This is a genomic window from Mycolicibacterium thermoresistibile, assembly GCF_900187065.1.
In the GTDB taxonomy this organism is placed as follows: Bacteria; Actinomycetota; Actinomycetes; order Mycobacteriales; family Mycobacteriaceae; genus Mycobacterium; species Mycobacterium thermoresistibile.
Genome location: NZ_LT906483.1, coordinates 1,806,666 through 1,826,512, shown reverse-complemented (window position 1 = coordinate 1,826,512; position 19,847 = coordinate 1,806,666). Strand labels below are relative to the sequence as shown.

20 protein-coding genes are annotated in these 19,847 nt (G+C 71.2%); 7 read left to right on the top strand and 13 right to left on the bottom strand.

Annotated features, from left to right (window positions below; genetic code table 11):
* Positions 1 to 24: 24 nt before the first annotated feature.
* Positions 25 to 702 (bottom strand): 4'-phosphopantetheinyl transferase PptT, encoded by a 678-nt coding sequence (gene pptT / locus CKW28_RS08500; RefSeq protein ID WP_003924367.1) that lies wholly within the window; start codon positions 700 to 702, stop codon positions 25 to 27.
* Entirely contained in the window at positions 699 to 1,664 is a 966-nt protein-coding gene (pptH, locus tag CKW28_RS08495; protein ID WP_040546218.1) for an ACP phosphodiesterase PptH, read from the bottom strand. Before pptH ends, pptT begins: the two co-directional genes overlap by 4 nt.
* 144 nt (positions 1,665 to 1,808) lie before the next feature.
* Here pptH and CKW28_RS08490 point away from each other — a divergent pair, with 144 nt between their 5' ends.
* Entirely contained in the window at positions 1,809 to 2,378 is a 570-nt protein-coding gene (locus CKW28_RS08490) for a DUF3558 domain-containing protein (RefSeq protein ID WP_040546219.1), read from the top strand.
* A 27-nt stretch (positions 2,379 to 2,405) separates the two neighbouring features.
* A complete protein-coding gene (locus CKW28_RS08485) occupies positions 2,406 to 4,085 on the top strand; it encodes a CocE/NonD family hydrolase (protein ID WP_003924370.1) in 1,680 nt (559 codons plus the stop codon).
* Here the strand turns inward: CKW28_RS08485 and CKW28_RS08480 are convergent.
* Positions 4,074 to 4,637 (bottom strand): DUF1802 family protein, encoded by a 564-nt coding sequence (locus tag CKW28_RS08480; RefSeq protein WP_003924371.1) that lies wholly within the window; start codon positions 4,635 to 4,637, stop codon positions 4,074 to 4,076. The genes CKW28_RS08485 and CKW28_RS08480 overlap by 12 nt on opposite strands.
* Positions 4,637 to 4,942, bottom strand: coding sequence for a DUF2277 domain-containing protein (locus CKW28_RS08475; protein WP_003924372.1), 306 nt, complete (start codon positions 4,940 to 4,942; stop codon positions 4,637 to 4,639). The genes CKW28_RS08480 and CKW28_RS08475 overlap by 1 nt, the downstream gene beginning before the upstream one ends.
* A gap of 70 nt (positions 4,943 to 5,012) precedes the next feature.
* Here CKW28_RS08475 and CKW28_RS08470 point away from each other — a divergent pair, with 70 nt between their 5' ends.
* The 3 genes from CKW28_RS08470 (at position 5,013) to CKW28_RS08460 (ending at position 8,519) form a co-directional block, all read left to right on the top strand.
* A complete protein-coding gene (locus CKW28_RS08470; protein WP_003924373.1) occupies positions 5,013 to 5,774 on the top strand; it encodes an enoyl-CoA hydratase in 762 nt (253 codons plus the stop codon).
* Positions 5,775 to 5,868: 94 nt separating this feature from the next.
* Positions 5,869 to 6,564 (top strand): hypothetical protein, encoded by a 696-nt coding sequence (locus CKW28_RS24380; protein WP_003924374.1) that lies wholly within the window; start codon positions 5,869 to 5,871, stop codon positions 6,562 to 6,564.
* A complete protein-coding gene (locus CKW28_RS08460) occupies positions 6,531 to 8,519 on the top strand; it encodes a helix-turn-helix transcriptional regulator (protein ID WP_003924375.1) in 1,989 nt (662 codons plus the stop codon). Before CKW28_RS24380 ends, CKW28_RS08460 begins: the two co-directional genes overlap by 34 nt.
* Positions 8,520 to 8,600: 81 nt before the next feature.
* On the opposite strand, the gene CKW28_RS23960 is transcribed toward CKW28_RS08460, so the two are convergent.
* The 8 genes from CKW28_RS23960 to rimP all read right to left on the bottom strand — a co-directional run bounded on the left by CKW28_RS23960 (position 8,601) and on the right by rimP (position 16,739).
* Positions 8,601 to 8,867 carry a hypothetical protein gene (locus CKW28_RS23960; protein ID WP_131807472.1) on the bottom strand — a complete coding sequence of 89 codons (267 nt, stop codon included), beginning with the start codon at positions 8,865 to 8,867 and terminating at the stop codon, positions 8,601 to 8,603.
* 82 nt (positions 8,868 to 8,949) lie between these two features.
* Positions 8,950 to 10,284 (bottom strand): MATE family efflux transporter, encoded by a 1,335-nt coding sequence (locus CKW28_RS08455; RefSeq protein ID WP_003924376.1) that lies wholly within the window; start codon positions 10,282 to 10,284, stop codon positions 8,950 to 8,952.
* 49 nt (positions 10,285 to 10,333) lie between these two features.
* Positions 10,334 to 11,329: a DHH family phosphoesterase gene (locus CKW28_RS08450; protein WP_003924377.1), complete on the bottom strand. Its 996-nt coding sequence runs from the start codon at positions 11,327 to 11,329 to the stop codon at positions 10,334 to 10,336.
* Positions 11,304 to 11,819, bottom strand: a complete 516-nt coding sequence (rbfA, locus tag CKW28_RS08445; RefSeq protein ID WP_003924378.1) for a 30S ribosome-binding factor RbfA — start codon at positions 11,817 to 11,819, stop codon at positions 11,304 to 11,306. The genes CKW28_RS08450 and rbfA overlap by 26 nt, the downstream gene beginning before the upstream one ends.
* Positions 11,820 to 11,852: 33 nt before the next feature.
* A complete protein-coding gene (infB, locus tag CKW28_RS08440) occupies positions 11,853 to 14,561 on the bottom strand; it encodes a translation initiation factor IF-2 (RefSeq protein WP_061252303.1) in 2,709 nt (902 codons plus the stop codon).
* A gap of 100 nt (positions 14,562 to 14,661) precedes the next feature.
* Positions 14,662 to 14,892: a YlxR family protein gene (locus tag CKW28_RS08435; protein ID WP_234785062.1), complete on the bottom strand. Its 231-nt coding sequence runs from the start codon at positions 14,890 to 14,892 to the stop codon at positions 14,662 to 14,664.
* Between the two features lie 222 nt (positions 14,893 to 15,114).
* Entirely contained in the window at positions 15,115 to 16,158 is a 1,044-nt protein-coding gene (gene nusA, locus CKW28_RS08430) for a transcription termination factor NusA (RefSeq protein WP_003927149.1), read from the bottom strand.
* A complete protein-coding gene (gene rimP / locus CKW28_RS08425; protein WP_003927150.1) occupies positions 16,155 to 16,739 on the bottom strand; it encodes a ribosome maturation factor RimP in 585 nt (194 codons plus the stop codon). Before rimP ends, nusA begins: the two co-directional genes overlap by 4 nt.
* 135 nt (positions 16,740 to 16,874) lie before the next feature.
* Here rimP and CKW28_RS08420 point away from each other — a divergent pair, with 135 nt between their 5' ends.
* Both CKW28_RS08420 and CKW28_RS08415 read left to right on the top strand, forming a co-directional pair.
* Positions 16,875 to 17,441 carry a hypothetical protein gene (locus tag CKW28_RS08420; RefSeq protein WP_003927151.1) on the top strand — a complete coding sequence of 189 codons (567 nt, stop codon included), beginning with the start codon at positions 16,875 to 16,877 and terminating at the stop codon, positions 17,439 to 17,441.
* Positions 17,438 to 17,995: a ferritin-like domain-containing protein gene (locus tag CKW28_RS08415; RefSeq protein ID WP_003927152.1), complete on the top strand. Its 558-nt coding sequence runs from the start codon at positions 17,438 to 17,440 to the stop codon at positions 17,993 to 17,995. The genes CKW28_RS08420 and CKW28_RS08415 overlap by 4 nt, the downstream gene beginning before the upstream one ends.
* A 29-nt stretch (positions 17,996 to 18,024) precedes the next feature.
* Here CKW28_RS08415 and CKW28_RS08410 read toward each other — a convergent pair whose 3' ends face one another.
* Entirely contained in the window at positions 18,025 to 19,794 is a 1,770-nt protein-coding gene (locus tag CKW28_RS08410; RefSeq protein ID WP_003927153.1) for a proline--tRNA ligase, read from the bottom strand.
* Between the last annotated feature and the right edge of the window lie 53 nt (positions 19,795 to 19,847).

Below are 19,847 nucleotides of genomic sequence, written 5' to 3'. Positions count from 1 at the left end.
CCACCTGGGTCCTCACCCCGGCCCTCACAACACGATGGCCGTCACGGCCAGGCCGTTGCGGACCGACCACCGTCCCGGCAGGGTGCGCAGCGGCGGGCCGGACAGCGCCCGCGGATCGATCAGGATCCGGGACCGGAAGGTGCCGGACGCACCCTCCGCCGAGACCTCCTCGACCTCGAAGGTGATGTGCGCATCCTCGAAGCCCAGCCAGCGCCGGGTCAACGGAAACCATGCCTTGTACGTCGCCTCCTTGGCGCAGAACAGAATCCGGTCCCAGTGCAGCCCGTCCGGCAGCGCCGAGATCTCCCGCCGTTCGGCCGGCAGGCTGACCGCGTCGAGCACCCCGCGCGGCAGCACATCATGTGGTTCGGCGTCGATCCCCACCGAGCGCACCTCACCGCTGCGGGCGACGGCCGCGCCGCGGTAGCCGGCACAGTGGGTCAGGCTGCCCACCACGCCGTCGGGCCAGCGTGGTTCGCCCTTCTCGCCCTTGAGGATCGGCACCGCCGGAACGCCGAGCTCACCGAGCGCCAGGCGCGCGCAGTGCCGCACCGTGACGAACTCGTTGCGCCGCTTGTCCACCGACCGTGCGATCAGCGGCTCCTCCTCCGGCAGCGGGGCGACGCCCGGCGGGTCGTCGTACAGTTCCGCGGCGGCCACCGTGGCCGGGACCAGTCGGCCGAGCAGCGTGGTCACCCTCACCGGCGGGCCCTCCTGGCCTGGATGCGTTCCTGCACCCGCTGGGCGTTGGCCCGCATCTCGGCGGTGATGACGAAATGCCCGCCGAACTCGTTGAGGTACCCGGGCGCGTACTGCGGGTCCGGCAGCACCTGCCGCAGCCACCGGTAGGGCTTGCGCCGCCGCCACTCGCGCGGATAGCCGACCGACACCTCCTCGAAGCGCACCCCGTCGTACCAGGTGGTCCGGGGAATGTGCAGGTGGCCGTACACCGAGCAGACCGCGTTGTAGCGGGTGTGCCAGTCCGCGGTCGCCGTGGTGCCGCACCACAGCGAGAACTCCGGGTAGAACAGCGCATCGCACGGTTCGCGGACCAGCGGGAAGTGGTTGACCAGTACCGTCGGGGTCATCCAGTCCAGTTGTTCGAGCCGCTTGCGGGTTTCGGCGACCCGTTCACGGCACCACGCGTCCCGGGTCGCGTAGGGCTCGGACGACAACAGGAACTCATCGGTGGCCACCACGTTGTTCTCCCGGGCCATCGCCAGGCCCTCCTCCTTGGTGGCCGCCCCGGCGGGCAGGAAGCTGTAGTCGTACAGCAGGAACATCGGCACGATGGTGGCCGGACCGCCCTCCTCGGTCCACACCGGATAGGAGTGCTCGGGCGTGATGATGCCCATCTTGTCGCACATCTCGACCAGGTAGTCGTAGCGGGACCGGCCGAACACCTGCACCGGATCCCTCGACGTCGTCCACAGTTCGTGGTTTCCCGGCACCCAGATCACCTTCGCGAACCGCTTGCGCAGCACATCGAGCGCCCAGCGGATCTCATCGGTGCGTTCGGCGACGTCGCCGGCCACGATCAACCAATCGTCCGGGGTCGACGGATACAGCGACTCGGTCACCGGGCGGTTACCGGTGTGGCCGGTGTGCAGATCACTGATCGCCCACAACACCGGTCGTCGCGACCTGTCCTGGTCCTGGCCCATCACAACCGACCACCCTACTTGCGCGGCCGGACCGGCCGCCCGTCCCGAAACTAGAACGTGTTCCTGTTCGACCTCCGGGGCCGGATGCCGAACTTGTACACTCCCCGCAGTGGCCGGATCGCCACGCCGAACCGAGGGAGGGTGATGTTCGCCGGATTGCGTCTGCTGTCGGCAGTGGCTGCGCTGGTGGCGGCGGTCGTGGTGGTCTGGCACGACAATCCCGCGGCGGCCCCGCGGGTCGATGTCGCCGAGCTGCCGATGACGAACGTGTCAACCACCATCAAGTGGCCGGTGGTGGAGACCGTGGACCCCGACCCGTTCGACGCCTGCCGCGACATCCCGTTGGACGTGATCCAGCGCATCGGCCTGGCGTTCACCCCGCCCACCCCCGAGGAGGGGGTCCGCTGCCGGTTCGATGCCGGCAACTACCAGATGGCCGTCGAGACGATCGTCTGGCGCACCTTCGAGGAGTCACTGCCGCCGGACGCGGTGCAACTCGACATCAACGGCCATCGCGCCGCCCAGTTCTGGGTGATGAAACCGACCGACTGGAACAACCGCTGGTGGATCACCTGCATGGTGGTGTTCAAGACCAGCTACGGCGTGATCCAGCAGTCGCTGTTCTACTCTCCGATCTACTCCCACCCCGATGTGGACTGCCTGCAGACCAATCTGCAGCGGGCCCATGAACTGTCCCCGTATTACATCCTCTAGAGACCTCTGCAGATCTCGGTGGCTGGCATGCGGGCGGTCCGGAGTCGGCTGCTGGGACTGCCGCCGCTGAGATTGCCACCGCTGGGCACCGGCCACACCGTGCACCGCGGGGTGCGCGTCCCGATGCGCGACGGGGTGGAACTGCTCGCCGACCACTATGCGCCGGACACCGAGACGCCCGCCGGCACCCTGCTGGTGCGCGGGCCGTACGGCCGCGGCGCACCCTTCTCGACGCTGTTCGGCTCGTTCTACGCGGCCCGCGGCTATCACGTGCTGCTGCAGAGCGTGCGGGGCACCTTCGGCTCCGGCGGCGAGTTCACGCCGATGGTGCATGAGGTCGCCGACGGCGCCGACACCGCCGCGTGGCTGTGCGAGCAGCCGTGGTTCACCGGTTCGTTCGCCACGATCGGGTTGTCGTATCTGGGGTTCACCCAGTGGGCGCTGTTGACCGACCCGCCACCGCAGTGCGCGGCCGCGGTCGTCCTGGTCGGCCCGCACGACTTCTGGGCCAGCTCCTGGGGCACCGGGGCGTTCACCCTCAACGACTTCCTGGGCTGGAGCCACCTGATGGCCCACCAGGAGGATCCACGCCGGCTGCGGGCGCTGCTCCGGCAGCTGATGTCGCGCCGGGCGGTCGCCCGCGCCGCGGACGGTGTGCCGCTGGGCGCGGCGGGCCGCGCCCTGCTGGGGACCGGCGCGCGGTGGTACGAGAGCTGGTTGGAGCACCCCGATCCCGACGACCCGTTCTGGGCGCCGATGCGGCTGACCCGCGCCCTGGACCGGATGGACCGCCCGGTGCTGTTGATCGGCGGGTGGCAGGATCTGTTCCTCGACCAGACCCTGCAGCAGTACACCCGGTTGCGGGACCGCGGTGTGCCGGTCGCCATGACCATCGGGCCGTGGACGCACGGCCACATCCTGACCCGGGCCGCTCCCCGGGTGTTGCGGGAGTCGCTGGCCTGGCTGGACACCCACCTGGCCGGCACCCGCACCGCGTCCCGTCCCCCGGTGCGGGTCCACGTCCGCCGCCGCGGCTGGTACGACCTGCCCGACTGGCCGCCCGAACTGCCGGCGCAGAGCTGGTATCTGCGGCCCGGCCGGCATCCGCGCACCGAAGCGTGCCTCGGCACCACGGCCCCGGACACCGGCGCCGCGGCGCCCGGATGGTCCTTCACCTTCGACCCGGCCGATCCCACCCCGACCGTGGGCGGCCGGCTGCTGTCCCCGGCCGGCGGCCGTCGCCGCGACGACCGGTTGGCCCGGCGCCCCGACGTGCTGAGCTTCACCAGCCAGCCGCTACCGCATGCGCTGCGTCTACTCGGTGTGCCGGTGGCCGAACTGGTGCACTCCTGCGACAACCCGCACCACGATCTGTTCGTGCGGATCAGTGAGGTGGACCGGCGGGGCCGCTCGGTCAACGTCAGCGACGGGTTCCGGCGCTGCCACCGCGAGGCCGGCAGCATCGGCACCGTGCGGCTGGAGCTGGACGCCGTCGGGCACACGTTCCGGGCCGGCCACCGCATCCGGGTGCTGATCGCCGGTGGATCGCATCCGCGGTTCACCCGCAACCTCGGCACCGGGGAACCGCCGGTGTCCGGTCGCCGGATGACTCCCGCCACACACACCGTCCATCCCGGGACACGGGTGCTGCTGCCGGCCGACACCGAACCGCCCGATCCCGGGTCCGGGTTCCCGTCAGGTCACTGACCTGCGGATCTGCTCGGCGATGTCGACCAGATGGGCGTGGTCGTGCACCGGCTCACCCCACTGCGGCCGCACCGGGAGGTCCACCCAGCTGGTGCACCCGACGTAGTCGGGACGGCGCTGCAACGGCACCGGCCGGTCCAGCGGAAACGCCTGCACCACCAGCACCGTCAACCGGTGTCTGGGCCGGAAGTCGAGCCGGTCGGCCTGGACCGACGCCGCGGTCCAGATGTGTCGGTGCTCGATCTCGGTGAGCCGTTCTGGGCAGCTGACTTCCACGGCGGCAACGACTTTCGCCCCGGCCCGCAGGATCACCCGGTCCTCGGTGCTGTCCCCGGCGGCGGCGTCGAGCAGGTCACGGTGTTCGGGCCGGACGCGCTCCGCGTGACTGTGCACCACCGTGGGGAACAGCACAAACTGCTCGGCGTCGACCGCGAACCGCTTCTCGTGGATTCCGCCCTTGCGCAGCAGCACGGTCTGGCGGCCGTCGAGCAGACCGTGGATCGCCGCACCCCACTCCTTGAGCCCGGGCGTCCTCTCGAGACCCGGCGTCATCAGTTCCGGGGCGTGGGGGTCCGGGGCGTGGAGGTCCGGGTCTGGGCGGCCACGCGGGCCCGCACCTCCGGGCGCCGCAGCGGCGGCACCGTCCTGGGCGGCTGCCGGCGCGGGGTCAGGTCCGCGAGCAGCCGGGTCGTCGTCGCCGCCACCTCGGCCACCGCCGTCTCGAACACCTCGACATTGGCGCCGGCCGGACGGGTGATCCCGCTGACCTTACGGACGTACTGACGCGCGGCGGCCTCGATCTCCTCCGCCGTCGCGGCGGGTTCGAGCCCCCGCAGTTCGGTGATGTTCCGGCACATTCCTCCACGATAGGTCCGCCGGCCGGGACTCGCCGATGCCGCCGAACACGCTCGGGCTAGCGTGATCGTCATGACCAGTACCGACGATGTCCTGCTCATCGACACCTCCGACCGGATCCGCACCCTGACCCTGAACCGCCCCCGGGCCCGCAACGCCCTGTCCGCGGAGCTGCGGCAGCGATTCTTCGGCGCGCTGGCCGACGCCGACGCCGACGACGCGGTCGACGTGGTCATCGTGACCGGCGCCGATCCGGTGTTCTGTGCGGGTCTGGACCTCAAGGAACTCGGTGACACCACCGAACTGCCGGACATCTCCCCGAAGTGGCCGCCGATGACCAAACCGGTCATCGGGGCGATCAACGGCGCCGCGGTGACCGGCGGTCTGGAGCTGGCACTGTACTGCGACATCCTGATCGCCTCCGAGAACGCCCGGTTCGCCGACACCCATGCCCGGGTCGGGTTGATGCCCACCTGGGGGATGTCGGTGCGGCTGCCGCAGAAGGTCGGCGTGGGGCTGGCCCGGCGGATGAGCCTGACCGGCGACTATCTGTCCGCCGACGACGCCCTGCGCGCCGGCCTGGTCACCGAGGTGGTGCCGCATGACCGGCTGATGGAGGCCGCCCGGCGGGTGGCGGCGTCGATCGTCGGCAACAACCAACGCGCGGTGCGCGCCCTGCTGGCGTCCTACCACCGCATCGACGAGTCCCAGACCAACGGCCAGCTGTGGATGGAGGCCGAAGCGGCCCGCCGGTGGATGGCGTCGACCACCGGCGACGACATCGCCGCCAGCCGGGCGTCGGTGATCGAACGCGGCCGCGCCCAGGTGCGCTGACCGCCTCGCAGAACGCTTGCATCAGAAAGCATTCCGTGACCGGCGCGGCCCGTCCGGGTGTCGTTCGGACGGCCGCCGCCCATAGACTGGGCGAGTGCGGTTGTCGTGGCCGCTGACCGGCCACTCCAAGGAGCTGCGACTGATCCAGACCGCCGTCAGCGACCCGGCTTGCGACGGCGTGGTGATCTTCGGCGACGCCGGGGTCGGCAAGAGCCGCATCGCCCGGGCCGCGTTGTCGCGGCTCGCGGCCTCCGGTTGTCAGATCCGCTGGGTGGCCGCCACCGCCTCGGCACGCCGACTGCCGTTGGGCGCGTTGGCCGCCTGGGCCGAACCCGACGCCCACCACAGCCTGGAGGTGGTCGGCCGGGTGGTCGCCGAGATGGCGGCCCCGGCCGGTTCCACCACCGTGGTCGGTGTCGACGACGCCCCGCTGCTCGACGATCTGTCGACCTTCGTGGTCCTGCAGCTCATCCAGCAGCGCCTCGCCAAGGTCGTGCTCACCGTCCGCGACGGCGTCCCGATCGCCGACGGCGTCCGGGAACTGTGGAAGAGCGGACAATTCGAACGGCTCGACCTGCAGCCGCTGTCCAAGGCGGAGATGGCCGCGCTGGTGTCCAGCGCAGTCGGTGGTCCAGTGGATCCACATGCGGTGCACCGTATTTGGCAGCTGACTCAGGGTAACCCGTTGTACCTGCGCAATATCGTCGAGCAGGAGGTGGCCGCGGCGCGGCTGGCCGCGCCGCACGGTTACTGGCGGTGGTACGGCGATCCGGTGGTGCCCCGGGGCTGATCGCGCTGATCGAGGAGCGGATCGGCCTGCTGGCCGAACCGGTGGGCGACGTCGTCGACATCCTCGCCGTCGGCGAGCCGGTCGACCTCGGACTGCTCACCCGGCTGACCGACCCCGCGGCCGTCGAGGAGGCCGATGTGCGCGGCCTGATCGCCATCGAGGACGGCGACCGGGCGCTCGTCCGGCTGGCCCATCCGCTCTACGGCGAGGTCCGGCGCCGTCGCGCCGCCGTCACCCGGTTGCGGCGGTTGCGCGGCCTCGTCGCCGACGAACTCGCGCAGGCCGCCGACGCCGATGACCTCGCCCAGGTGGTGCGGCGGACCACGTTGCTGCTCGACTCCGACCGCCGCCCCGACGTCGACCTTTTCGTCCGGGCCGCCCGCGGCGCGGCACGGATCGGTGATCTGCCGCTGGCCGAGCGGTTGTCCGGGGCGGCCGTGCGGGCCGGCGCCACCGTGGAGGCGGCGATCGTGCACGCCCGCGCCCTGACCTGGCTGGGCCGCGGCGACCAGGCCGAGACGGTGCTCGCCGCGATCGACGTCGCCGATCACACCAGGCTGGCGTTCATGCGGGCGAGCAACATGCTGTGGGCGTTGTCGGATCCGGAGGGTGCGAAACGACTGATCGGGCAGGCGGCGGCCGGGATGCCCGCGGACCAACGGGCCCACCTGGACGCGTTCTGCGCCGTGCACGCCGCCGCGATGGGACAGCCCGATGAGGTGTTCCGCCATGCGGGGGCCGTGGTGGTGGACGAACTGCCCGGGATCATCGGCGCCGAGACGGCCTGGGCACTCACCCTCGCCGCCGGGGAGGCCGGCCGCACCGCCGAGGCGGTGGCCGCGGCCGACACCGGCTATCGCCTCACCGCACGCTTCTCCGACGCGGCGTACACCCGGTTCACCCTCACCGACGCCCATGTCACCGCGCTGATTCTCGCCGGCCGGATAGCTGCGGCCGTCGACACCGCGACCGTGCTGGACCGCCAGGTCGGCGATCTGCCGGGCGGCACCGCGCTGCTGGCCCGCGGGGTCGCCGGACGCGCCGCACTGGCCGCGGGGCGGCTCGATGACGCCGTCGCGTGGCTCCGGGACGTGGTGTCGGTGCTGTTCTCCGCCGACACCGCGGGCGGCTTCTACGGGTTCGGGTACCGTTATCAGCATCCGTACGCCACCGCGCTGGCCGTTCTCGGCCACACCGCAGCCGCCGCAACCGCTCTCGCGACCCTCGATGAGCGGGAGTTTCCCAGTTGGCGATATCTCGACCATGAGCGCACCATCGCCCTGGCCTGGCTGCGTGCCGCCCAGGGTGCGGTCAGCACATCCATCCAGCGACTGCGGGCGGAGGCCGAATCCGCCCGGACCGCTGGACGATTCGCGGTCGAACTGCTGTGTCTGCAGACCGCCGTCCAGTTCGGGGACCGGACCTGCGGACCCCGGTTACACCAGCTCGAAGACCGGGTCGACGGACCCCGCGTCGCTGTGGCGGCCCGGTTCGCCGACGCGCTGCACACCGGAGACGGAAGCGGATTACGTTCGATAGCAGACGAATTCGAAGATATGGGCGATATGGTGGCGGCGGCCGACGCGGCCGCTCACGCGGCGATCGCCCACCGCCGACGCGGTCTCCGCGGGTCTGCCCTGGCCTGTTCGGCCCACGCGCAGGGGCTTGCCGAGCGGTGCGGTGGCGCCCACACCCCGGCGCTGCGCCGGGCCGCCGAGGATCTGCCGTTGACCGACCGGGAGCGCGAGATCGTGCTGCTGCTCGGCGCCGGGCTGACCAACCGGGAGATCGCCGACACGCTCACGCTGTCGGTCCGCACCGTCGAGAACCACATCTACAAGTCGATGCTCAAGACCGGAACCAGCAGCCGCGACGAACTCGCGGCGCTGCTCCCCCGGTCGCCACGCCCGTCCGATCCACGCCGCGCACCTCGGTCCCCGCGCCGCATCGACTGAACCATCATCGCGTTCGGCGCAGCCGCGAATATCAGTACCGCACCACTGATATCGGACCGCCGCCCGCACCGCAGGATGCAGTCAAGACGTGATTCGGGAGGTGATCGCGATGGCACACGACACGACTACCACCCCACCACCCGGCACCCCACCACCCGGCACCCTGCTTCCCGGAACGCCTCCGGACCTCGCGCCGGCCGGAGACGACACCGTCCAGCAGTGCGCCGGGTGCACCCCGGTGCTCGTCACCGAGCAGGAGATGTTGTTCGCCACCGCGGCCGCGGCCACCCCGGCCGCCCCGGCCGCCCGCCGGGTGCGGCCGCAGCGGGCGCTGCTGCGGGTGTTCACCGGGTCGGCCGACCGACCGCACCACCAGCGGCCCCGGTATCCGAAGCGCTACCGATTCCTCGGCTGTCGCCCGGATCCGGCGCTAGGCCGTGCCCGGCACGAGCCAGCGACCGGACAGCGCGCGCCAGCCCACCAGCACCAACCGCAACACCATGAAGGTGCTCAGTCCCGACCAGATGCCCAGCAGCCCACAGCCGAACGCCAGGGCCAACCAGATCAACGGCAGAAAACCGACCAACGCGCTGAACAGGGTGGCGTTGCGCATGAACTTGGCGTCACCCGCACCCAGTAGCACCCCGTCGAGCGCGAAAACCACTCCGGCGACCGGTAATTGGGCGACGAGGAACCACCACGGCACGTCGATCTCGTCGAGCACCGCATGGTCGTCGGTGAACACCATCGGGAACACGTCGGCGCCGACGGCGAACACGGTGGCCAGCACGGCGGCCGCCGCGGTGGAGAACACCGTCACCCGCCAGGCCACCGATCTGGCGTGCCCCAGTTGACCGGCGCCCAACGCGGCGCCGACCAGCGATTGCGCGGCGATGGCCAGCGAGTCCAGTACCAGCGCCAGGAAGTTCCACAGCTGCAGCACCACCTGGTGGGCGGCCACCGCCGCGGCGCCGAACCGGGCCGCGACCGCACCGGCGGAGATGAAGCAGGCCTGAAAGGCCATGCTGCGCAGCAACAGATCACGTCCCATCACCAGTTGGGCCCGCATCAGCCGCGGCTGGATCCGCAGTGGCACCCGTTCGACGACCAGTGCCCGCACGAACAGCAGCGCAGCCAGCCATTGGCCGATCGCGTTGGCCACCGCCGAGCCGGCCAGCTCCAGCCGCGGCAGCCCCAGCCATCCGTACACCAGCAGCGGACACAGCAGCGCCGACACGCCGAACCCGGCCACCACGTACCGCAACGGCCGCACGGTGTTCTGCACCCCGCGCATCCAGCCGTTGCCGGCCAGCGACACCAGGATGGCCGGAGCGCCCAGGATCGCGATCCGCAGCCACGGCACCGCCTCGGCGGTGATGGCGGCATCGCCGGAGATCACCGACACCAGCGGCACCGCGACCGATTGGACGATGAGCACGATCACCGTCCCGAGACCCAGGGCGAGCCAGGTGGCCTGCACGCCCTCACCGACCGCGGCGGCGCGGTCGCCGGCGCCGTACTGCCGCGCCGACCGGGCGGTGGTGCCGTAGGACAAAAACGTCAGCTGGGTGCTGACCACCGCCAACACCAGCCCGCCGATCGCCAGGCCGGCCAGGCTCAGCGCACCGAGCCGACCCACGATCGCGACGTCGAACAACAGATAGAGGGGTTCGGCGGCGAGCACCCCGAGCGCGGGCAGGGCCAGGCCGAAGATCCGGCGTGCGGACGCAGGGGTGACCGGCAGGTCGGCTTCCGGTTCGGTCAAACCGACGGCTCCATCTTCTCCGGATGTCCTCGCGGATCTCGTCGACGGGTCAGCCGAGGGCGGCGATCAGCGCCTGCACCACGTCGTCGACCGAACCCGCGGTGGAGTACCCGGCCGCCTGACGGTGCCCACCGCCACCGAATCCGCTCGCCACCGCCACCAGATCGAGGCTCTTGGACCGCATCGACACCGACCACTGCCGCGGCTCGACCTCCTTGAACACCGCCGCGACGTCGGCCTCCTCAGTGGTGCGCACGATATCGACGATGCTCTCCACTTCCTCGGGCCGCGCCTTCGCCCACTCTTCGTGGGGCACAACGGCATATACCAGGCCATGACCGTCTCCCACGCCTTCCAGCAGCCGGGCGGACGCCAGCACCCGCGACAGCATCGGCAGCCAGGAGAACGGGTGGGTGTCGAGCAGACGGCGGCTCACCGCGGCGTTGTCCACTCCCAGTTCGACCAACCGGGCGGCCAACCGGTGGGCCCGCGGGCTGGCCCACCGGAACGATCCGGTGTCGGTGATCAGCCCGGCGTACAGGCAGTGCGCCACCGCGGTGTCGATCGGCTGATCCCAGGCGTCGAGCAGTTCGGCGACCAGCAACGTGGTCGAGTCCGCCGTCTCGTCGACGTAGTTGACGGTCCCGAACAGCTCATTGGACGCGTGATGGTCGATGACCAGCACCCGCCTGCCGGGGTCGACCATGGTGCGCAGCTCGCCGAGCCGGTGCACGCTGGGGATGTCGACAGTGACCACCAGGTCGGCGTCGCGGCGCAGCCGGTGCGGGGGCACCAACAGCCGACCGCCCGGCAGGGACTGCAGCGACTCCGGCAACTCCGCCGGGGCGGCGAACCCCACCTCGACGGCGATCCCGATCCGGTCCAGCACCTGCGCCAGCGCCAACCCGGCGCCGATGGTGTCGGCGTCCGGGTGCACATGGCAGACCACGCTGACCGACTGTGCCGCCGACAGTTCTGCGGCCGCCTCCGCGGCCCCGACCCGGACTCCTACCGGTCGGTCATCTGTCGCGTCGGTGGTGGTCACCGGATTCCTCGGCGTCGTCGGCGTCGGGCCCGGACCGGCTCGCGCCGGGCTCCCCGGTCCCCCCGTCCATACGGTACGGGTCGGGGTCCCCGGCGGGTTTGGCGTTCTGACGAACCCGGGCGAGATCGGCGTCGGCGGCGCGGGCGCGCGCCAACAGTTCCTCCATGCGGTGCGCCGCGTCGGGCACCGTGTCACGGACGAACGTCAGCGTCGGGGTGTAGCGCACCCCGGTGCCCGCGCCGACCTTGCTGCGCAGCACCCCCTTGGCCTTCTCCAGCGCCGCGGCGGCACCGTCGTAGTCCGGTTCCTCGTCGAGGGTGCGGCCCATCACCGTGTAGTACAGCGTGGCGTCGCGCAGGTCACCGGTCACCTTGGCGTCGGTGACGGTGATGCCCTTGAGCCGAGGATCCTTGATCTCGTACTCGATCGCCGTCGCCACGATCGCCGCGATCCGTTTGGCCAGCCGCTTCGCCCGTGCGGGGTCAGCCATGGTTCTCCTCGCGCAAGCGCTTGTCGGCCATGGTCAGTCGCGTTCCTTCTCGACCAGCTCGTACGCCTCGATGACGTCGCCCTCGCGCAGATCGGAGTAGCCGAGGGTGAGACCACATTCGAAGCCCTCGCGGACCTCGGTGACGTCGTCCTTCTCGCGGCGCAGCGACTGCACCGTGAGGTTCTCGGCGACCACGACGTTGTCGCGCAGCAACCGCACCTTGGCGTTCCGCCGGATGACCCCGGACTGCACCATGCACCCGGCGATGACCCCGACCTTCGACGACCGGAACAGCGCCCGCACCTCGGCACGGCCCAGCTGGCGTTCCTCGTAGACCGGCTTGAGCATACCCTTGAGGGCCTTCTCGATGTCCTCGATGGCCTGGTAGATCACCGAGTAGTAGCGGATCTCCACGCCCTCGCGGTTGGCCAGCTCGGTCGCCTTGCCCTCGGCACGCACGTTGAACCCGAGGATGATCGCGTCCGACGCCGACGCCAGGTTGACGTTGGTCTCGGTGATGCCACCGACACCGCGGTCGATGACGCGCAGCTGCACCTCGTCGTCCACCTCGATGCCCATCAGGGCCTCCTCGAGGGCTTCGACCGTACCGGCGTTGTCGCCCTTGAGGATCAGGTTCAGCTGACTGGTTTCCTTCAGCGCCGAGTCCAGGTCCTCCAGGCTGATCCGCTTGCGGCTGCGCGCCGCCATCGCGTTGCGCTTGCGCGCACTGCGCCGGTCGGCGATCTGCCGGGCGATGCGGTCCTCGTCGACGACCAGGAAGTTGTCACCGGCACCGGGCACCGAGGTGAAGCCCAGGACCTGCACCGGCCGCGACGGGCCCGCCTCCTCGACGTCCTCGCCGTGCTCGTCGACCATGCGGCGCACCCGGCCGTAGGCGTCGCCGGCCACGATCGAGTCGCCCACCCGCAGCGTGCCGCGCTGCACCAGCACGGTGGCCACCGGACCGCGACCACGGTCCAGGTGCGCCTCGATCGCCACACCCTGGGCCTCCATGTTCGGGTTGGCCCGCAGGTCCAGGGCGGCGTCGGCGGTGAGCAGCACCGCCTCGAGCAGCTGGTCGATGTTGGTGCCCTGCTTGGCGGAGATGTCGACGAACATGGTGTCGCCGCCGTACTCCTCGGGCACCAGGCCGTACTCGGTGAGCTGACCGCGGATCTTGGCCGGGTCGGCGCCCTCCTTGTCGATCTTGTTGACCGCCACCACGATCGGCACGTCGGCGGCCTGCGCGTGGTTGATCGCCTCCACCGTCTGCGGCATCACACCGTCGTCGGCCGCGACCACCAGGATCGCGATGTCGGTGGCCTGCGCACCACGGGCACGCATCGCGGTGAACGCCTCGTGACCCGGGGTGTCGATGAAGGTGATCGGCCGTTCCTGACCCTCGTGCTCCACGGTGACCTGGTAGGCGCCGATGTGCTGGGTGATGCCACCGGCCTCACCCTCGCCGACGTTCGCCTTCCGGATGGTGTCGAGCAACCGGGTCTTACCGTGGTCGACGTGACCCATCACGGTCACCACCGGCGGACGGCTCACCAGGTCGGTCTCGTCGCCCTCGTCCTCGCCGTAGCTGAGGTCGAAGGATTCGAGCAGTTCGCGGTCCTCGTCCTCGGGGCTGACGACCTGAACCTTGTAGTTCATCTCGCTGCCGAGCAGTTCGAGGATGTCGTCGCTGACGGACTGGGTGGCGGTCACCATCTCACCGAGGTGGAACAGCGCCTGCACCAGCGCCGCCGGGTTGGCGTCGATCTTCTCGGCGAAATCGGCCAGCGACGCACCGCGGGCCAACCGGATGGTCTCACCGTTGCCCTTGGGCAACCGCACGCCGCCGACGACCGGCGCCTGCATCGAGTCGTACTCTTGCCGCTTCTGCCGTTTCGACTTGCGGCCACGCTTCGGCGCGCCACCGGGACGGCCGAACGCACCCGCCGCGCCGCCGCGCTGTCCGGGGCGACCGCCGCCGGGACGACCGCGGAACCCGCCGGCGGGCGGCGCACCGCCACCGCGGTAACCACCACCGCCGCCACCCGGGCGGCCACCGCCACCGGGTCCACCCCGGCCACCGGCGCCCGGACGGGGCCCGGGACGCGGGATCTGGCCCGGCCGCGGAATACCCGGCCGCGGCGGCATGTTGCCCGGCGTCACGCCGGGACGCGGCGCGGCGCCCGGCCGCGGCCCGGGACGGGGCCCCGGGCGCGGGATCGGCCGGTCGGCCGGCTGCGACGTGGAGAACGGATTGTTACCGACCCGCGGGGTGCGCGGCGCCGGCTTGGGCGCTCCGGGTGTCGGACCCGGGCGCGGGCCAGGGGTCGGCCGGGGCGGCGCCGCGGGCGCCGACTCCGCAGCCGGGGGCTGGGCCGACGCGGCAGGTTGTGCCGGCGCGGCCGGTTTGGGCGCGGGGCCGGGGGTCGGGGGCGCCGGTTTCGGCGCGGCCGCCTTCGCCGCTGCCGCCGGACTCGGCCCAGGGGTGGCCGCCTTCGCGGGGGCCGCCGGCGCGGCCTTGGCCACACCCTTGTCGGGACCCTTCGCTGCACCCTTGGCGGCGGTCTTCTTGTCCGGGGTGGGTTTCGCGCCGTAGGTTTCGCGCAACCTACGCGCGACCGGGGCCTCCACCGTGGAGGACGCCGATTTGACGAACTCGCCCTGCTCCTTCAGGGTCGCCAGCAGTTCCTTGCTGGTGACACCGAGTTCCTTTGCCAACTCGTGTACGCGAGCCTTTGCCACTACATCTCCTGTCTAGAGGCGTCAGCGGTGGTAGGCGCCGCGCCTCGGGTTAGCTATGACACATGGTCATCGGGACTTCACGGTGTGCTCATGTTCTTCGCTACCTGTCCTTCTCGCCGGGTGGCGAACCAGTCGCCGCAGCGACGTGCTCGATCACCGCGGTTATGTCCGGTGAACCGGGGATCCGCAGCGCTCGGGCGAAAGCTCGTCGTCGACGCGCAGCCTCCAGGCACTGCTCGTTGGGGTGCAGCCACGCACCCCGCCCCGGCAGGTTACCTGTTCTGTCAACGACTACGGCGTATCCGCCGTTCCCGTCGACCACAGCGACCATTCGAGACAGTCCGACGGCCAACTCTCGCTGTCGGCATCCGATGCACGTCCGCACCGGTCCGTCCGGGCTTCGATGCACAGCAGCCGACTTCTCACGCTGGATCACGGCCGAGTCTACCGCCAGGGGCCGGTCGAAATGAAACGGCTGCCGAGCGGGTGTCCTGCACCGATGCGGTATCCCGAACCGTGCCCCCAGCCGTATCCCAAGACGCGCTCCAACCGGCTAGCTCTCGTGCACCGCGCCGCGGGCCGCGCCCGGGTTCGGCTCCGGCGTGTCGCCGGGTGCGGCATCGCTGCGGATGTCGATGCGCCAGCCGGTGAGCCGGGCGGCCAGCCGGGCGTTCTGCCCCTCCTTGCCGATCGCCAGCGACAGCTGGAAGTCGGGCACCACCACCCGGGCGGCCCGGGCCGCCTCGTCGATGATCGACACCGACACCACCTTGGCCGGTGACAGCGCATTGGCCACGAACTTCGCCGGGTCCTCGTCCCAGTCGATGATGTCGATCTTCTCGCCGGACAGTTCGCTCATCACGTTGCGCACCCGCTGACCCATCGGGCCGATGCAGGCGCCCTTGGCGTTGAGCCCGGGCACCTTCGACCGGACCGCGATCTTGGACCGGTGCCCGGCCTCCCGGGCCACCGCCACGATCTCCACCGAGCCCTCGGCGATCTCCGGCACCTCCAGCGCGAACAGCTTGCGGACCAGGTTCGGGTGGGTGCGGGACAGCTCGATGCGGGGTTCGCGCAACCCGCGGGTCACCCCGATCACGTAGCAGCGCAGCCGGTCGCCGTGCTGATAGGACTCGCCGGGCACCTGTTCGGCGGGCCGGATGGTGCCGTCGGACCCCTTGGTCTCGGTGCCGAGTCGCACCACCACGTTGCCACGGGCGTTCTCCCGGGCGTCCCGCTGCACCACGCCGGCGACGATGTCGCCCTCGCGGGCGGAGAACTCGCCGTAGATGCGCTCGTTCTCCGCATCGCGGAACCGCTGCAGCATGACCTGACGGGCGGTGGTGGCCGCGATCCGGCCGAAACCCTCGGGTGTGTCATCCCATTCGTGGATGACGTTGCCGTCGGCGTCCGTCTGCCGGGCGATGACCTGCACCGCGCCGGTCCTGCGGTCGATCTCGATGCGGGCGTCCGGCTCGTGGCCTTCGGTGTGGCGGTAGGCGGTCAGCAGCGCCGACTTGATCGTCTCGAGCAGTTCGTCGACCGGGATACCCCGGTCGACCTCGATGGCGTGCAACGCCGCCATGTCGATGTTCATGCCCCGCCCTCCTTCGAAGACTGACCCGCCAGCTCCAGCTCGCGCCGATCCGGAGGCGAGAACTCCACCTGTACGACGGCCTTGGCGATGCCGCTCAGCGGAAGTTCGCGCACCGCGTACCGGCCCCGGCCGCCCTTCGCGTCCCTGCTCCGGCCGCCCTCCTGCACGACGAGCCGCACCGTGTCGTCGACCAACTCCCCGAGCCGGCCGGTCAGCCGCGACCCGTCCGTCAACGTCACCTCGACCTTGCGGCCCCGGGCGCGTCGATAGTGCTTCGCGTGCACCAACGGCCGGTCCACTCCGGGCGTGGTCACCTCCAGGAGATACCGGGCGCCCCCGCCCGGATCCGGGTCGATGCGGTCGAGCAGTTCGGAGGCGAGCCGCGACAGCTCGGCGATGGCATCCAGGTCGGGGCCGTCGTCGCTGTCCGCGACCACGATGATGCGTGGCGGGCGCGCGTCGGCGTGGATCACGACGTCCTCCACGTCGTAGCCGGCACGCGCGAACTCACCCCCGAGCAGCTCGATCACCTGCTGCTTCGACGGTAACCGCGCAGACCGCCGCTTCGGGTCCGGTGCCACGGCGAGCTCCTCATCTTGAATTGTCCACACGCCTTCCCTGGGTGCACCCGACTGTGCACCGCATAGCGCCTTCCCACGATACGCCAGGTGACAGTGGGCACGCCTGAAACCGGGGGCCGGACCGGTGATGGCAGGATGTTGCCCGTGCCGAGCGCTCCGCTGATGGTCAGCAGACGACGTCTGTTGGTGGGGACCGCGGCGCTGGCCCTGCTGGGCGCGTCCGCCACCGCCTGTGGTTCACCTCCCCCGCCACCCGAGATCGATGAGGTGATCGATCAGTTGCACCGGGCCCGCGCCGACAGCCGGCTGGCCGCCGATGCGGCCGACGCGGCTCCACCCGAGCAGCGCCGGCCGCTGCACACCATCGCGGCCGAGCGCGCCGCGCACGCCGACGCGCTGTCCGATGAGATCGTGCGGATGATCGGGCCGGAGGCGGCGGCCACCTCGACGGCCACCCCGGCGGCCACCCCGGGCCCGGGGACGGCGCAGCCGTCGAGGCCGGGGACCGGGCCCCGCACCGCCGAGCGCAGGCGGCCACCCGACGCCACCGAGGTCGCCGGGGCGCTGCAACGGTCCGCCGAGTCGGCGGCGCGGCTGGCCGCCGAGCTGTCCGGATACCGTGCCGGGCTGCTCGGATCGATCGCGGCGGCGTGCACCGCGGCGGCCGTGGTGGTCCTCGGCGCACCGGAGCAGACATCATGACCACACCCGGCCCCACCACACCCGGCCCCACCACGCCCGGGCCCATCGCGCCCGGGTCGACCACCACCGCTCCCACCACGTCCGGTCTCGCGGGACCCAGCGTCGATCCGGACCGGCCGGCCGACCCCGCCGACGGTGCGCTGTTCGACGCGGTGGCCACCCTGCACGGCATCATCTACGGCTACGGGTTGGTGTCGGCGCGGTCGGCGCCCGAGATCAACTATCTGGTGGCCGAGGCGATGGCCGAGCACCGGCAGCGCCGGGAAGCGGCGATCGCCCTGCTCGAGGACCGGTCGGCCGCGGTCCCGCTCCCCGCACCCGGCTACCAGGTGCCGATCGACGTGGACAGCCCCGAGGCCGCCCTGGAGTTGGCGGTGCGGATGGAGTCCGACGCCGCGCGGGCCTGGCGGGCGGTGCTCGAACAGGCCACCGACACCGCCGACCGGGCGTTCGCGGTGGAGGCGCTGACCCGGTGCGCGGTGCTGGCCGCGCGGTGGCGGCAGGCGCTGGACCAGTGGCCGGTCACCACCGCGTTCCCGGGCGGCAACGAGTAGCTGGGGGCCGAACCACCGCGCCGACACGGTCAGGCGCGCACCAGATCGCCGATCTCGGCGGCGGCATCACCGGACCGGTCGGCCACCGCGACCTCCCGGGTCTCGCCGGTGAACCGGTTGCGGACCTCCACCACCCCGTTGGCCCAGCCGCGCCCGACCACCACGATCCACGGCATGCCCAGCAGTTCGGCGTCCTTGAACTTCACGCCCGGCGAGGCGGTCCGGTCGTCGAGCAGCACCTGCAGCCCCAACCGGTCCAGGTCGGCGGCCAGCTGTTCGGCGCCGGCGCGGGCCGCGCTGTCCTTGTTGGCGATCACGACGTGCACATCGAACGGCGCCACCGACGACGGCCAGCGCAGCCCCAACTCGTCGTGGTGCTGTTCGGCGATCACCGCGACCAGCCGGGACACCCCGATGCCGTAGGACCCCATGGTCAGCCGCACCGGTTTGCCGTCCTCGCCGAGCACATCGACGTTGAACGCGTCGGTGTACTTGCGGCCCAGCTGGAAGATGTGGCCGATCTCGATGCCGCGCGCGCTGACCAGCGTGCCCGCACCGTCCGGGGACGGGTCACCGTCGCGGACCTCGGCGGCCTCGATGGTGCCGTCCGGGGTGAAATCGCGGCCGGCGACCAGGCCGACCACATGCCTGCCGGGTTCGTCGGCGCCGGTGATCCAGGATGTCCCGGTCACCACCCGCGGATCGACGAGGTAGCGGACACCGTTGGCCTGCAACGCCTTCGGCCCGATATACCCCTTGGCCAGGAACGGGTGGCGGGCGAAGTCGGCGTCGTCGAGGAATTCGTACTCGGCGGGATCGAGCGCGGCGCCGAGCCGCTTGTCGTCGACCTCCCGGTCCCCGGGCAGCCCGATGGCCAGCAGTTCCCAGTCACCGCCGGGTTCCCGCACCTTGAGCACGACGTTCTTCAGCGTGTCGGCGGCGGTGACCTCCCGGCCCTCGAAGCCCGGCAGGTCGGCGCGGTTGGCCCAGTCCACCAGCGTGGCGATGGTGGCCGTGTCGGGGGTGTCGTACACCTTGGGTTCGGGCAGCCCGTCGATCGGCCGGGGCTCGGGCGCCGGCGTCACCACCGCCTCGACGTTGGCCGCGTATCCGGACTCCGGGCACCGCACGAAGGTGTCCTCGCCGACCTCGCTCTCGGCGAGGAACTCCTCCGACGCGCTGCCGCCCATCGCCCCCGACACCGCCGAGACGATGACGTAACGCACCCCCAGCCGGTCGAAAATCCGCTGGTAGGCGTCTCGGTGGGCCTGGTAGACGGCCTTCAGGCCGGCGTCGTCGACGTCGAAGGAGTACGAGTCCTTCATGACGAACTCACGGCCCCGCAGGATGCCGGCCCGGGGCCGGGCCTCGTCGCGGTACTTGGTCTGGATCTGGAACAGCAGCAGCGGGAAGTCCTTGTAGGAGCTGTACTCGCCCTTCACCGTCAGGGTGAAGAGTTCCTCGTGCGTCGGCCCCAGCAGATAGTCGTTGTCGCGGCGGTCCTTGAGCCGGAACAGGGTGTCGCCGTACTCGCTCCACCGGTTCGTCGTCTCATACGGTCCGCGTGGCAACAGGGCCGGGAACAGGATCTCCTGCCCGCCGATCGCGACCATCTCCTGCCGCACGATCTCCTCGATGTTGCGCAGGACGCGCAATCCGAGCGGCAGCCAGCTGTACAACCCCGGTCCGACCGGGCGGATATAGCCTGCCCGGATCAGCAGCTTGTGGCTGGGCACCTCGGCGTCAGCCGGGTCGTCACGCAGTGTGCGCAGGAAGAGCTCGGACATTCGGGTGATCACAGGCGACCACCTTACCGAGTGCGTACCGGGTGATTTCGGCGTGTTTACGGTCG